A 14,008-nucleotide genomic window follows, 5' to 3' on the forward strand; every position below is an offset into this window, starting at 1 on the left:
CGCCTCACCCGCACTCTCCGCCGAGGCCTGCGGCACATCCGACTCCAGCCCGACCTCCCGGAGGTGATCCAGGTCGCCGAGCTCAGGTGGGGTCATGGCGCGCAGTGCGGCGCCAGGCACGTCGGACAGACACGTGTTCTCACCTGGGCGTCAAAGGCCGCGCGTACACATGGACGTTCCGGCAGGCTCCGTAGGAGACGCCACTAGCTCTCGGAGCCCGGTTCCTCGGAGCCCGGCCCGGCGGGGCCGAGTTCGGCGTCCAGGCGGTCCGGCCAGTCGGCGTGCGCGAGTTCGGCCGCGACCAGCAGGTCCCGCCAGTCGGTACGGGCGAGTTCGACGGCTTGGCGGAAGCGTGCGACGCTCCCTGCGGCGAGCAGGATGACGGCCGCCTGCAGACGCTCCTGCCGGAACGACTCCCGGTCGTACCCGGCGGTGTCCGGCAAGGCGTCGATCAGCCGCATGATCTCGGGCGCCGACCCGGGGGAGGGGAAGTCGCGCCGGATCCGTCGCCCGAGTCGCTCGCTGGCGGGCACCGTGACCGTCCTCCCGATCGGCTGAATGTGCGTCACCCTACGCTCCGCCGAAGGGCGGTGGGTCGAGATGCGCCCAGAGGTTCAGGACAGTGAGGTCGCCCTCGGTGAACTCCTGCCCCCAGGCGGAGGCGAGAGTGCGGACCAGGGCGAGAGACAGCGCCGAACCTCCCGCCGGATCCCCTGTCCGAAGGGAATCACGGAGCCCGGTGTCATGGACGGCGATCCGCAGCCCGGTGGGCGGGGAGTGCTCGAACAGCACGTCGAGGAGGAGGTGTTCGGGTCCGCGCGGCCGCAGTACGGCGTGGGTGACCAGCTCAGTGACGATCAACTCGGCTGCCTCGGCGTACCGTTCGCCGTCCTTGAGGTCACCGAGGAAGCCCCGGAGGAGGATCCGGGCGGCGGTGGCGGAGGAGAGGTGGCGCGGAAGAGAGGCGAGCCGGTCGGACGGGGAGTTGTCAAGGGATCCGGGCATGGCTGCGCCACCTCGTGGTGTGAAGGGAGTCGTCGCACGCCGGGCGCAGCGCTTCGTGCACTCACTAGCGCGAACGCCCGGTCGGTTTCAGGATTGAGCATCGGCCATTCCGAATCCGGTGACGAGGAATCGGCCGGTTCCAGGGAACGTCCTGACACAGGGGGAACGCGCCATGACCCGGAAGAAGTCCGCCAGTCCGAACCTGCGATCGAGCGCGAGCGCCGTGTTCGGTGGCGTGCTGAAGCGCCACCGCGAAGCGCACGGGATCTCCCAGGGTGAACTGTCCACCCTGGTCCCGTGCAGCCGCCCGCACATCTCCCGCATCGAGGCAGGCACCCGCAACCCGCAGGAGGACTTCGTCCTCAGGGTCGACACCCTGCTGAACACGGGCGGGGCGCTGATGGACCTGTGGAAGGAGATCGACTGGTACGCACGCGTCGAACACCCGGACTGGTTCCGCCGCTACGCGGGATTCGAGGAGCGGGCCTCGCAGATCCGTGAGTTCCAGATCGCCAACGTCTCGGGACTCCTGCAGACCGAGGCCTATGCGCGGGCACTTCTCGCGTCGGGTGACGCGGCCGGCAACCACGACCTGATCGAGGAACGCGTCGCGTCCAGGCTCGCGCGGCAGCACCGACTGACGGCGCCGGACGGGCTGCTCCTCATGGCGGTGCACTCGGAAGCGGCCATCCGTTCCGTGGTGGGCGGCCCGGAGGTGATGTACGAGCAACTGGGGCACCTGCTGACGATGGGCCGGTCGCCCAACGTCGTTCTCCAGGTGGCGCCGTTCAGTCTCGGTGAACGAGTGCCGTTCGGCACGATCGTGTCCCTCGTCACCTCACCGGAAGGCAAGACGCGGATCTACTCCGAAAGCCTGAACCAAGGGCATTTCATCGAGGATCCGAGGGAAGTCCAGCGCAAGCAGCGGACCTATGATCTGCTCCAGGCGGATGCGCTCTCCCCGCGCGAGAGTGCCGACCTGATCCGCAGCGTGAGGGAAGGACTTCTCAATACCATGCCCAGCAACATGACCGAGCCGTGGCGAAAGTCGAGTTACAGCGGCAACAACGGTGGCAACTGCGTCGAGGTGGCCGACGGTCGCCCCGGCCGGCTCGTCCGGGACTCCAAGGACCCCGAAGGTCCCGTCCTCTCCTTCCCCGCCGCGTCCTGGCAGTCGTTCGTCGACTCCGTCCGCGCCGACGAGTTCCCCATCCACTGACCGGCGCACCGCACCGCGGCGTCTCCGTCCGGGCGGAGACGCCGCCTGCCCGGGCGGCCAGGGGCCCCGGCGGGCGGTTCACTCGCCCCGCTCACCGTCGGCCGTCTCCCGCAGCACGTCCATGTGGCCGACGTGACGGGCCGTCTCCTGGACGACGTGGCCGAGCAGCCACCGCACGGTGAACTCCTGGCCGTCGACGCTCCGCGCCGCGCGGTCGTCGGCGGTCCTGTGGGCCAACGCCCGCTCCGACCGGGACCACTCCTCCCGGTAGTCGGCGACGACGCGGGCCGGGGTGTCGTGTTCGCCCAGCCGCCAACCCGCGTCGACGTCCTCCGGCACCCAAAGGGAGGGAAGGTCCGATCCGCCGCCGACGATCGACAGCCAGAAGCGCTCGACCGCGGTGAGGTGCTTGACGACGCCGGTCAGGCTCATGAGCGGAGACGTCGGGAGCGGGGTGGCCGCGGCCCGGTCGGCGTCCAGGCCTGCGATCTTGTTGACGGCTGTGGTGCGGAGGAAGGACAGGAACTCCCACTGCAACCGGAGTTCGTCATCGGCCGCCGTCGACGGCCATCGGCGCTCCATCGGATCGGCCACGGGATTCGTGTTCGGCATGCGGGCAGTGTAGGCGCCGGGAAACCCTTCGGTGGAGGGGCAGTTGCGGGATCGCCGGTGTGATCTCCACGTGGACGAACTCTCCGGATAAAGTGGCGCGGGCGCGCGGCGTGCCGGGCTGCGTCGTGGGGCGGAACCGGGGGATGCAGTGAAGCGGTGGCAGCGCGTCGTCGTGGCCGTGTGGGCGGTCCTCGTCGTCGTGGGTTCGGCGGTGGTGCTGATGATCGGTGACGGCCGGGACGAAGGCGGCGGCGGCCCGGGCGGCCCGGGGCCGTTCTGGTCGGAGACGACCCCCACGCCCTCCGGGAGCCCGTACCAGCTGCCGGCCGACTGCTACCGCCCCAATGTGGTGTGCGCCTTCGCGACGGCCACCGGGAAGCCCTGAACCGGAGGCCCCGGCCGCCTCGTCCGCGCAGTGCCGGTCCGCAGGCGCCACCGGGGTCCTCCACGGAGCACCGGGTGGGCGCATTCGGTCGAATTCCGGCGACACCGGGGTGAAACGGCCCGGAAGGCCCGGCGCGGGCGGGACCATCGGCCCGGCAGGCCCGCCCCTCCGGCCCTGTCGCGTGCCGGGCGGCGGGCGTGGGATGGAGGTGGACGGGCCGGGGCCGCACCCGCGCCCGTCAGCCGAAAGCACCGCCAAGGGGCAGGAGCACAGAGATGAAGGCCGCCGTCGTCCACGACTTCACCCAGCCGCTCGTCATCGAGGACCGCCCGGTCCCCGAGCCGGGGCCGCACCAGGTCCGGGTCCGGCTGGAGGCGTCGGGGCTCTGCCACACCGACATCCACGCCGCGCACGGCGACTGGCCGGTCAGGCCCACCCCGCCGTTCGTGCCCGGCCACGAGGGCGTCGGCATCGTCGAGGCGGCCGGCGCGGAGGTCCGGCACGTCGGAGTCGGCGAGCGGGTCGCCATCCCGTGGCTCGCGGACGCCTGCGGGCGCTGCGACCAGTGCGTGTCCGGCTGGGAGACGCTCTGCCTGCGGCAGCACAACAGCGGCTACTCCGTCGACGGCGCCTACGCCGAACACGCCCTCGCCCACGGCGACTACGTCGTGCCCGTCCCGGACGGCATCGACCCGCTGGACGCCGCACCGCTCTCCTGCGCCGGCGTCACCACCTACAAGGCCCTCAAGGTGTCCGGCGCCCGCCCGGGGACCCGGGTCCTCGTCTCCGGCATCGGCGGCCTCGGCCACCTCGCCCTCCAGTACGCGCGGATCAGCGGCGCCGAGACCATCGCCGTCGACGTCACCGACGACAAGCTCGCCCTGGCCCGCGAACTCGGCGCCGACCACGTCCTCGACGCCCGCACCCAGGACGTCGCCGCCGAGGTCCGGAAGCTCGGCGGCGCCCACGCGGCCATCGCCCTCGCCGTCAGCAACGCCTCCTTCGAGGCCGCCTACGGCGCGCTGCGCCGCGGCGGCACCCTCGTCCTGGTCGCCCTCCCGGCGGAGGGCAAGCTCGAACTGCCGGTCTTCGACACCGTCCTGAACGGGACGAAGGTGATCGGCTCCATCGTCGGCACCCGCGAGGACCTCGCCGAGGTCTTCCGCCTCCACGCCCTCGGCCGCACCCGCGTCATCCGCGAGACCCGCCGCCTGGAGGACGTCAACACCTGCTTCGACGAGGTCCTCTCCGGCAAGGTCTCCGCCCGCCTGGTCTTCGACCTGCGCTGAACAAGGCGCCAGAGGCAGGCTGCCTTGCGGTCGTTGGTGCTGCGTGCTCCGTCCGGCGGGGTCGTCGCTGGGCGGAGCGGAGACAGGAATGGGGCAGGTGTTGGCTTGGTGTGCAGGGACATCGACAGGTGCGCCTGCAATTTCAGCGCCAGAGCATCGGCATTCCGATACCGCCTACGGCAGCCTCTCGCGGATATCCATCCGCTGAGAGATGATTGCGCTCGGCCTCAGGTAAATAATACTATCCTCCATTGCATCCAGGGCGCGGGTGATATTCTTTGCGCTTTGCAGTTTCTGCGACTTTCCCACTCGGGCGATTTCCCAATCGCCCGAAGTCCGACGTGGGCGGTGACCTCCGGCCCTGCCGCTGCGGCAAGCTCCGCGAACCCGTGGACGCGCCGCTCGGCGAGCCGCTGGCCCTGAGGAGCTACGACTACCCGCGCGCGGTGCTGTTCGACGCCTACGCCGGAGCCCTGGGGGCGCGCTTCACGATCTACCTTCGCCGTGAGATCGCCGCCCGGCCCGGCCTGACCCAGAAGGCGGCCCGCACGGCGCTGAGCGTCTCCTTCGCAAAAGTCGCCGAGTACCGGAAACGCGGCCTGGGGCACCCGCAATGAGTCGCTGTCCAAGCTCACGGAGAAGATCGCCGCGAGCAACCGCGGCGTCCCCATACCCACCGCACAGGGCAGCCTGGAGGCGTACCTGACGTACTGGCTGGAGACCGCCGCCGTCCACTGGCTCCTCGAGAACACCCACATCCGCTCCACCGCCTGCCCCCGCCACTACCTCATCCCAGGCCTCGGCAAGAAGAAGCTCGCCAAGCTCACCACCAAAGACGTCCGCACCTGGCTCGACCAACTCCGCACGACCTGCCAGTGTTGCGCAAGCGGCCTCGACGCCACCTGTGACCAGCCGCAGTCCTGTGCCGTCGGGAAGTGCTGCCACGAGCGACTCCCCCCGTTGGCCTTGCCTTCATCCACTCTGCGCTCAAGTCCGCCCTGGAGCACGCCGTCCGTGAGGAAGAGACCCGCGCACCATCGCCCGCAACGTCCGCACCGGCACACCCCGGCCTCGCCGCTTCGAACCCCTCACCGCCGACGAGGCCCGCGCCTTCCTCGCCGCCGCCCAGGGCCACCGCCTCCACGCCCTGTTCGAACTCGCCCTCCGCACCGGACTGCGCAAGGGCGAACTCCTCGGCCTTTTCTGGGAAGACCTTGACCACGGCAGCGGAGCCGCCAGCATCCGCCGCACCCTCCAGAGCACCCGCACCGGCGGCCTGACCACCCTTCCCATCAAGACGGTCAGCTCCGAGCGCCACATCGCCCTCCCGGCCCCCTGCCTGCTCGCACTCCGCGCCCACCGCAAGGAGCAGGCCCAAGAGAAGGAGAAAGCTGGCGCGGCCTGGGTGAACAGCGGCCACGTCGTCACCCGGCCCGACGGGCACCCCATCGAACCCGCCACCCTCACCCGCCACTTCAACGCACTCCTCCGCCGAGCACGCCTCCGGCAGATCCGTTTCCACGACCTGCGGCACTCGACCGCGACCCTCCTGTTGGAACAGGGCGTCGAACTCGTCGTCATCAAGGAACTCCTCGGCCACGCCCACATCGGGGTCACCGCTACCGTCTACGCACACGTCCGCCTCCGCCTCCAGCGCGACGCCATCGACCTCCTCGGCCGCACTCTCGGCAAGCCCTCGGAGACCGCCACCAACCCCGACGCCAGCGACGATCCACCGCTTTGTGCAGCACCCGTCCGCTGACGTTGCCGTCAAGTACTGCCGTCAAGACGCCAAATGGCCCCACCGGAAACGATCCGGTGGGGCCACTTCTATTTTTCCGCTAAGCCTTCAGGGAAGCGATCTTCGTTCACGTATCCGAGAATCCATTGAATACTATGGACGATCCCAAGAAAGCTCACACGGCTCGCGGGTTCACCAAACTTCTGGCACCTGCCATTGAACGCATGCCGGGCGCTCGCCCCCACTAGTCAGAAACTCCGTAACAGCCTGGCGCACAAGTTCGATCGGCAGTTCCGAGCCATCCGGAAATTCCGTCATCTGGCCCATGATCAGATAGGGCACCTCTCCTCGTCCTTCCGATGAGCCGAGGGTCACCAGATTCCCTGATTCGGCATCCATGAACGCGAGAACACCTACGGGAAGATTTCTGTCGACCCCAACCAGGAGTTCATGATCAGGATATCCGGACGGGAGAAGAGGGCGCTCCAAAGAATGCAGTTGAGCGAGGTTGTGGTACGCCGGCCCCGTAAGGAGCGCCTCGATTAGCGCATCGACGTCATCGCTGGTACTGAGCACAACCGGCTCCTTGCCATGCTCTCGTCGATACCGCGCCTCTATACGATGCTTCATCACCTGGCTCCTCCGTATGTCTGCGACGTCCAGCCCCCGCTTCCGTCGGGCCAGTGTACGGTAAGCGTCCTATCGCCGAGGATGGTACTCAACACATCGTCACACCCGAGCATCACCGTGCATGGGCCTGCCGGGTTGTTAATTACGATATCCGCGTTATTGACTCCATCCCGGATCATGGTGGCCGCGAATTTCTGTTCGGCATCGCTGGCGCGAGCCGAAGTCACTGTTCCCGGCAGGCGCCCAGCAGCTCGGAGCCTGTCGTTGACTATCTTGAGCAAGTCGGCGTCGGCAGTCTTATTTCCGCTCACAATATTGTAGACGCGCCCATCGGCTGCAACTCCGGTGCCGGATGTTGCACCGCCTGCATATTCAGGAAGCCCCGCACCTGCCCCGGCAGGATCGAAGCAGTTGGAATTGTGAACCAATACCGGAGTATCCCCGGCCACGACATAGTACGTGTGGATGCCGTCGACGGTCAGGTTGTCTGCGCGTTGGGGGGTGGTCTTGTAGGTGCGTGTGGCGAGGAGGAGTAGGGGGCCGCGGTCGGGGGAGGTCAGGTTGTGGCCGGGCTGTAGGTCTGCGGCTTCCGTCCATCGCTGGGCGGTTTCGTCCCAATAGGGGTGGTGCGAGGTGGAGACCAGGGAGGTGCTGTCCCCGTTCGGGAGGGCGAGGGTCAGCTCCGTGAAATCGGTGTCGTTCGGAGTGACGATCTTCTCGGTGACGGCCTTCGCCGAGGTCTCGCCCGTCTGGGGGTCGGTGGCCCGGACTTCATCGCCGGGCTTGATCTCGCCGATCTCCTTGGTGCTTCCGTCTGCCATCAGCACCTTGGTGCTCGGGAGGAAGCTGTGCTCGCACGGGATCTTGGGGATCTGGGGTGTGGTGTTCGGCTGTGGGGTGTCGGGAGCCTTGCGGAGGTCCTTCAGGACCTTCTCGCCGATGAGTTTGATCCACTTGGTCTTGACGAACGAAGTGGCAGCGAGGCCGCAGGACATCGCTCCGGGCTTGTCGGCACAGGCCACGACGTCGCCGACGGGAGTCAGCTCGACGGCCGCCGTCTTGGATGCCCTGACGAGGTTCTTGAGGAGCTCGCGGGCGCCGCCCTTCGGAGGTTTCTGGCCGTAGTTCTTGTAGACCTGGTCGTGGACGTAGTTCCTGTTAGCGACGTAGCTGGTGTTTACCTGGGTCTCGTAGTACCGCTCCTGCGCCCGGTAGTCGCGATACTCGCTCGTCTGCTGGGTGTTGGACATCGTGATGGTGCCGCCGGTGCCCGTGCAGTCGTAGAGGGTGCCGCATTCGGGTGTCGCGAGGCCGCTGGGGTCGCTGCGGTTGATCGGGTCGTTCTCGCTGTACGCGTACCCGTTCCACTGCTGCGGGTTCGCGGTGTTGAGGATCGGGTCCGCGCTGATGAAGCGGCCGGTCGACGGATCGTACTGGCGGGCCCCGAGGTTGGTGAGGCCGGTGGCATCGTCCTTGCTGCCGCCGACGAAGCCCTTGGTGCCGGCCCAGTCCGAGGCCGCGGGTTGGCCGCCGCGCGGGTTGCCGAAGGGGTCGGTGGGGCGCCGGGTGACGGGTTGGCCGTCGCCGTTGCTGATCTGCAGGCTGCCGGTGCCGTGGTGGTCGCCGGCCTGGATGACGACGGTGCCCCCGCCGATGGGTGCGGTGACCCGGGTGTAGGCCAGGCCGCTTGTGGAGGCGACGGTGCGGACGTTGCTCGTGGCACCGGTGCCGGTGTCGAGGGTCAGCTCGTCGGTGGGCAGGTTGAGTGTCGTCCGGCCCGGGTTGCGGCGGATCAGCTGGTTGCCGTCCGCGTCGTAGAGGTAGCTGGTGGTGCCGCCGGCCGTCTGGGTCAGCGAGTCCAGCTTGTCCTCGCCGTTCCAGGTCAACGTCGTCGTGCCGGCGGTGTCGGTGATGGCGGTAGTGCTGCCCTTGGCGTCGTACTGGTAGCTCACGGCCTTGGTTCCGCCAGGGCCGGTCGTGGTCGACGTGAGCAGCGCGTGCGGCCCGCCGGTTCCGCCGCCGGTGTTGGGCGCCGTGGTGGGGGTGTTGCGGCTCTTCGCGGCTCCGAAGGTCTGCGTGGTGGTGGTGTCGTTGAGGCTGTTGCCGGTGATGTCGTGCTGAACGAGGCTCGTACGGTTGCCGGTGGCGTCGTAGCTGTACGTGTTCCAGTACGGTGCCGGGCCGCCGACCGTGCGGCCGCCGGGGCTCAGCGTGGCGGGGCCGTTGGTGTTCCGGCACCCGCCGATGCCCGGCACGGTGGTGGAACTGCCCGTGCCGTGGACCTGCCCGGAGGAGTCGGTCCAGTCGGCGGTGGTGGAGGTACCGTCGGTGTCGGTCCAGGCGTTGGTGAGTCGGCCCTGGAAGTCGTAGGTGAAGCACTGGGTATCGGTGGCCGCGGCGTCCTGGATCGTGTTGATCGAGGTGATGCGGCCTGACGGGGCGTAGGTGTAGCTCGTCTGGTCGGTGGCCACCGTGCCGGTCTGCCGGTAGACGAAACGGTTGATCAACCGTCCGGTCGCCCAGTCGCGCTGCTGGAGCGAGGCCACCTGGCTCCCGTACGCACCGACGACGGCTTCCAGGGGCCGGGAGAGGGGGTCGTACGAGACCTTGGCGATCACAGCCTCGTCGAGACTCGCGGACGAGACCAGGAGACCGGTGATCGTGTACCCGAAGGACACCGTCTCGGCAGGTAGACCGCCTGCCGCCGGGATGCTGACGGACTTCAGCGCGCCGAGGACCGGACTGTACGTGTTGCTGGTCGTGTAGGTGCCGGCCAGCGCTCCCTCGGCGGAGGGAATCGTGACCGAGGTTCCGATGGGCCGGTACGCGGCGTCGTAGCCGGTCACGGCCTTGGTGTACGCGGCGCCCCCGGCGCCGCCGACGTAGCGGGTCGAGGAAGTCGGCTGTCCCTTGGCCAGGGTGTCGAAGCTCCAGCCCGCCAACTGGTTGGAGGGGCTGACGCTGTCCTTGTAGCTGCCGGTCCGACGGCCGAGCAGGTCGTAGGTGTAGGCCAGGACGCCGCCCTTGGCGTCGACCGTGTGATCGACCCGGTCGTTCACGTCGTAGGAGGTCCGGGTCACCCCGGTGTCGGGGTCGGATGCGGATACCTGCCGCCCGCGCAGGTCGTAGGTGTAGCTCCAGGAGTTGCCGCTGCTGTCACTGTGACCGGCGGACTGCCCGGACGCCGTGTAGGCGTAGGCGGTGACGTCGGCATCGGCCGGGTTGCCGGTGGCCGTGGTGGTCCGGTACTGCCAGGTCGCGGTCGTTCGGCCGCGTGCATCGGTCACGACGGACATCGGCGTCGCGCCGTCGGGCGGGGTCGCGTCCGTCCGGTCCGCACCGGGGTAGGCGGTGGTGGATGCCCACTGGAGGTTGCCGTACGAACGGAACTCCGAACGCACCACGCGCCCGTTGCCGTCATAGGAGTTCCAGGTCTGACCGGGTATCTGCCCGTCGGCGACCGGAACGAAGATCGACTCGCTCGGGAACGAGGTCTTCTCGTAGTAGGGGTTGGAGGTCTTGATCGCCCAGCCGTGCGTGTCGTACAAGGTGTCGGTGATCAGCCGACCGTTCGGCCTGGCGGCGCTCGTGCTCTGGCTCTGCCTGGACCGGCCGAGGCCGTCGACGATGTCGATGACCGCCGAGTTGGTGACACCGTCGTCGGTGAGTGTCTCCGTAGTGACGGCGCTCGGTCCTGCTTGACCCTTGACCGAGTACCCGAACTTCTGGCTCGGATGCCCGGCGGTCGGCCGGTCCGGCGCCCAGACGGCTGTGAGCCGACCGAGCGCGTCGTACTTCGTCGTGGCCACCCTGTTGTTGGCGTCCCGGCTGGTCAGAGGAAGGCTGCGCGCCGGGTCGAGGGTGACCGTGGTGGTCCAGTCCGCGCCCATCGGGCCCGTCGTGACCACTTCGGTCGGCAGTGCCCCGGAAGCCGGGGTGACGGCGACGGATGTGGCGGCGGGCGTCACGGACGGGCCGGTCAGCTGGGTGCCGGTCCAGTCGTACGTCGACCCGTCGGTGGTGGTGCCGGTCCGACCTCGCCCGTACGCGTCGAAGCCTGCGCTCGCGCTGTGGGCGTAGACGGGCTTGCCGGACTGGTCGAAGTGGTCGAGGACCTGGCTGCTCGTCGCGTCGCCGACCGCTCCGGCCTGCCCGAACGGCTTGCCGTCGTAGAGGGTGCGGTTGCCGCTCAGCGTGTTCGCCGCCGTGGGATCGGAACAGGGGCCCTGGACGGTGACCTGCTCGGACGGGAGCGTCAGGAGCTGAGGAGCGGTGCTGGTGGCGTAGTTGGTGATGGTGCAGGTCTCGGGAGTGGCGGCGGTGCCGTCGCCCTTGTCGTTCAGATGGGTGACGCGGTTGCCGTGGGCCGGGTCGGTCGTGGTCGTGGACGTGGCTGTACGCCAGCTTCCGTCCGCCAGCCTGGCCTTGGTGATCGAGGTGACCTGTGAGTCCGGGTAGCGGGACTTGATCTCCGGCGCGCCCGCGCTCTGGACGTGAGTAGCGGTGACCTTCTGTCCGCTGAAGGTGCTGCCACTGATCGTCTGGACGATGCCGCCGGCGCGGTCGTAGATCTCGGTGGCGATGGCGCGGCCGGTCAGCCAGTCCTCGTCCGTGACGGTGCCACCCAAGGGGCTGGCGACCTGCACGTTGCGCTGGGTGCTGCCGTTGGCCAGGTAGTCGCCGTGCATCCCACGGAGGTAGGTGACCTTCCGCTGGGTCTTGGGCGCTTCGCCCGCGGAGCCGCTTCCGGTCGTGGTGGTCACCGTCTGGTAGCCGCGGAAGCCGTCCCAGGTACGGGTCTTGGGGTCGATGAACTCGGCGTCGTTGCGGTGCCAGGCCGCGCCGCCGCCGTAGGTGTACTCGGTGGTCCGGCCGATGGACGGGGTGCTGACGAGGTCCTGCTCGGTGACCGTGCGGACGAGCGGTTTGTTGAACCAGTCGTTGACGGGGGTCTCGGAGGACTGGCCCGGTAGGTACCACTTCACGGGCATGCATGCCATGGTGTTGGCGTCTTCGGAGGCCGGCATGCGGTTGTTGATCCGGGAGCACTCCGGGTCGGAGTAGATGACGTTGATCCGCCCGCCGGTCTCGTTGGTGATGCCCTGCAGCCGGGGGCGCATGAACATCGGAGACGGCGGGACCAGTCCGTCCACCCGGTTGGCCATCATCCGGTACGTGAAGGCCACCGGGGGCAGGCTCAGCGGTGTCTGTCCGTTGGAACCGGTCCGCTGGATGGAGTCCAACTGCAGCGTGCGCTTGGTGCCGTCGCCCGGGTCAGCGAGGGACTGGTTCAGCGACCAGCTGTCGACCTCGCGGTAGGAGCCGCCCACCACGACGTGGGTGGTGATGGCGGTCAGCCGCTTGGTGGAGAAGAAGGTCGGTGCGTAGTTCGTGCAGGCTCCGGAGCCCGCGCATATCTGGTCGATCGGCACGTCCGGCCAGGCTGCCGCGTTCGCCGCGGTCCGCTGGTCCTCGGCACAACTGACCGACTCGGAGGGCGTGCAGCGCTCCTGGGTGCTGAACACCACCTTGGCAGCCGGGTTCAGCGAACCCCCCGCGGCCCGTTGCTCGTCGAGGCGCTGGCCGTAACCGATCTCCTTGAGGTAGGCCGCGCGCTGGTAGTCGGTGAGGGTGCCGTTGAGGTCGTTCTGGCCGCCGCCGCGGCTGTACCGGTTGCCCTCAGTGCCGTACCTGTACGTGGTGAGGTTGCCGTGCGTGTCGACCACGTAGTCGAGCTGCCAGCGCCACGCCATCTGGCACCACGAGTTGTTCCCGGTGGCCGGCTTGTAGCAAGGGTCGCCACTCTTCGGCGAGTAGACCGGCGTTGTCAGCACCGAGTTTGCCGCCGGGTCGGCACCGTCTCCGCCAGGCAGGTGGTTGTGGCCGAAGTAGTACTGAGTACCGTCGGAGGTGGTGATCCGCCAGTACTCCATGCCCTGGTAGTCGGTGTCACCGGTGTACCTGGGCGCGCCGCTGAGCTGCTCGACCTTGGAGCCGTCGTCGTCCTGGAGGTGCCAGGACCCGGTGGCGTCGTCCCGGACGATGGTGCCGGACCGGCCGCCGAGGGCGAGGGTGGCATTCTGACCGCCCCAGCACTGATCGCCCGAGCCGGTGATACCGGACTTCGCACAGTTCCGGTAGGAGCGCTCGATGAAGCCGGGCTCGTACACCCAGCCGTCGCCGATCCACGAGGACTGGGAGTTGGTCGCCGACGTCTTGCCGTCGACGGCAGCCGAGTTGTAGCCGAGGTTGACGGCCGGTGCCGAGCCGCCGAGGGCCGGCGGGACCGCGATGGGGTAGGAGTAGGTGAAACTGCCGGTGTGGGAACCGGCACTCCAGGCGGAGGACGGCGAGAGCGAGGTCGCGGCGTAGCTCCCGCCGGCACCCGACGGCGCCGCCGCCGGTGCCAGGACCAGCGGCTGCGTGGCGGCCGGAGCTGATCCGACTCCCGGAGCCTGGTTGTTCGCCTTCGCTGTGCCGACCGTCGAAGCACTGGCCGGAAGAGTCACCTCGGCGGTCAGCGAGCCGCGCCCGTCCAGGTGGGACGGCAGTGGCGTCTGGGTCCGGCACTCGGGTCGCTCCGGGGTCGTCAGCGCGCACGGAGGCAGTGCGACCAGTACGGCACGGTCCGACCAGCCGCCGGCTTGGAGGGCCTCGAGGTCCAGGGAGATGTTGGCCTTGCGACCGCTGTCGGATGTCGGAGGCTCCGCATCCGAGAACGCGACCAACGGGCCGGTCACGCCCGCCGCCCGGCCCTGGTCCTGCCCGGTCACCCGAACCTGGACCGTGCGAGCGCTCTCCCCTTCGGCGCTGCCGGGGGCGACTCGTACGGCCAGCTTTCCGGCCTTGGCACCGGTTGCGCCGCCCGAGGCGGGCGAAGCCCCGCCTGTCGCGGATCGGGCGGCCAGCGCCTCGACACTGTCGGATCCGAGCTTCACGGTCTCGGTTCCGGTCACAACCGCAGGTGCTGTCAGAGGTCGCCACGCGGCAGGCTTGGAGGCCGCCGGCTGCCCGGGCGGAAGGACGTCGCGGCCCTCGACCGACAACGCCCCGTCGCCAGGGGGAGCGCCTGGCGGAGTCCAGACCTTGCCCTTCGGCTCCGGGTAGGTCCACGCCGCTGCCGGCGG

9 protein-coding genes and 1 pseudogene are annotated in these 14,008 nt (G+C 68.9%); 5 read left to right on the forward strand and 5 right to left on the reverse strand.

Features of this window, described 5'->3' with window-relative positions; all coding sequences use genetic code 11:
- Positions 1 to 203: 203 nt before the first annotated feature.
- A complete protein-coding gene (locus AC067J_RS14760) occupies positions 204 to 569 on the reverse strand; it encodes a hypothetical protein (RefSeq protein ID WP_478299110.1) in 366 nt (121 codons plus the stop codon).
- Position 570: 1 nt separating this feature from the next.
- Positions 571 to 1,005, reverse strand: coding sequence for an ATP-binding protein (locus tag AC067J_RS14765; RefSeq protein WP_478299112.1), 435 nt, complete (start codon positions 1,003 to 1,005; stop codon positions 571 to 573).
- A 172-nt stretch (positions 1,006 to 1,177) separates the two neighbouring features.
- Here AC067J_RS14765 and AC067J_RS14770 point away from each other — a divergent pair, with 172 nt between their 5' ends.
- On the forward strand, positions 1,178 to 2,224 hold the full coding sequence (locus AC067J_RS14770) for a Scr1 family TA system antitoxin-like transcriptional regulator (protein ID WP_478299114.1): 1,047 nt from the start codon (positions 1,178 to 1,180) through the stop codon (positions 2,222 to 2,224).
- 78 nt (positions 2,225 to 2,302) lie between these two features.
- Here the strand turns inward: AC067J_RS14770 and AC067J_RS14775 are convergent, their stop codons facing one another.
- Positions 2,303 to 2,836 (reverse strand): DinB family protein, encoded by a 534-nt coding sequence (locus AC067J_RS14775; RefSeq protein ID WP_478299116.1) that lies wholly within the window; start codon positions 2,834 to 2,836, stop codon positions 2,303 to 2,305.
- A gap of 148 nt (positions 2,837 to 2,984) precedes the next feature.
- Between AC067J_RS14775 and AC067J_RS14780 the strand changes: the two genes are divergently transcribed.
- The 4 genes and pseudogenes from AC067J_RS14780 to AC067J_RS14795 form a co-directional block, all read left to right on the forward strand.
- On the forward strand, positions 2,985 to 3,221 hold the full coding sequence (locus AC067J_RS14780) for a hypothetical protein (RefSeq protein ID WP_478299118.1): 237 nt from the start codon (positions 2,985 to 2,987) through the stop codon (positions 3,219 to 3,221).
- A 275-nt stretch (positions 3,222 to 3,496) separates the two neighbouring features.
- Positions 3,497 to 4,510, forward strand: coding sequence for an alcohol dehydrogenase AdhP (gene adhP / locus AC067J_RS14785; RefSeq protein ID WP_478299120.1), 1,014 nt, complete (start codon positions 3,497 to 3,499; stop codon positions 4,508 to 4,510).
- Between the two features lie 389 nt (positions 4,511 to 4,899).
- Positions 4,900 to 5,127 (forward strand): replication initiator, encoded by a 228-nt coding sequence (locus tag AC067J_RS14790; RefSeq protein WP_478299540.1) that lies wholly within the window; start codon positions 4,900 to 4,902, stop codon positions 5,125 to 5,127.
- Positions 5,117 to 6,272, forward strand: a pseudogene (locus AC067J_RS14795) (tyrosine-type recombinase/integrase); the annotation flags it as partial. The gene AC067J_RS14790 and the pseudogene AC067J_RS14795, both read left to right, overlap by 11 nt.
- Before the next feature lie 171 nt (positions 6,273 to 6,443).
- On the opposite strand, the gene AC067J_RS14800 reads toward AC067J_RS14795, so the two are convergent.
- A complete protein-coding gene (locus AC067J_RS14800; RefSeq protein ID WP_478299121.1) occupies positions 6,444 to 6,881 on the reverse strand; it encodes an Imm1 family immunity protein in 438 nt (145 codons plus the stop codon).
- Entirely contained in the window at positions 6,881 to 13,819 is a 6,939-nt protein-coding gene (locus AC067J_RS14805) for a polymorphic toxin-type HINT domain-containing protein (protein ID WP_478299123.1), read from the reverse strand. The genes AC067J_RS14800 and AC067J_RS14805 overlap by 1 nt, the downstream gene beginning before the upstream one ends.
- Positions 13,820 to 14,008 lie beyond the last annotated feature (189 nt).

It is taken from the genome of Kitasatospora sp. NPDC042419 (assembly GCF_056437345.1).

Bases quoted from the DNA above. Each gene is read 5' to 3' on its own strand.
- AC067J_RS14765 (WP_478299112.1), bottom strand. From the start codon at position 1,005: ATGCCCGGATCCCTTGACAACTCCCCGTCCGACCGGCTCGCCTCTCTT.
- AC067J_RS14770 (WP_478299114.1), top strand. From the start codon at position 1,178: ATGACCCGGAAGAAGTCCGCCAGTCCGAACCTGCGATCGAGCGCGAGC.
- AC067J_RS14775 (WP_478299116.1), bottom strand. From the start codon at position 2,836: ATGCCGAACACGAATCCCGTGGCCGATCCGATGGAGCGCCGATGGCCG.
- adhP (WP_478299120.1), top strand. From the start codon at position 3,497: ATGAAGGCCGCCGTCGTCCACGACTTCACCCAGCCGCTCGTCATCGAG.
- AC067J_RS14800 (WP_478299121.1), bottom strand. From the start codon at position 6,881: ATGAAGCATCGTATAGAGGCGCGGTATCGACGAGAGCATGGCAAGGAG.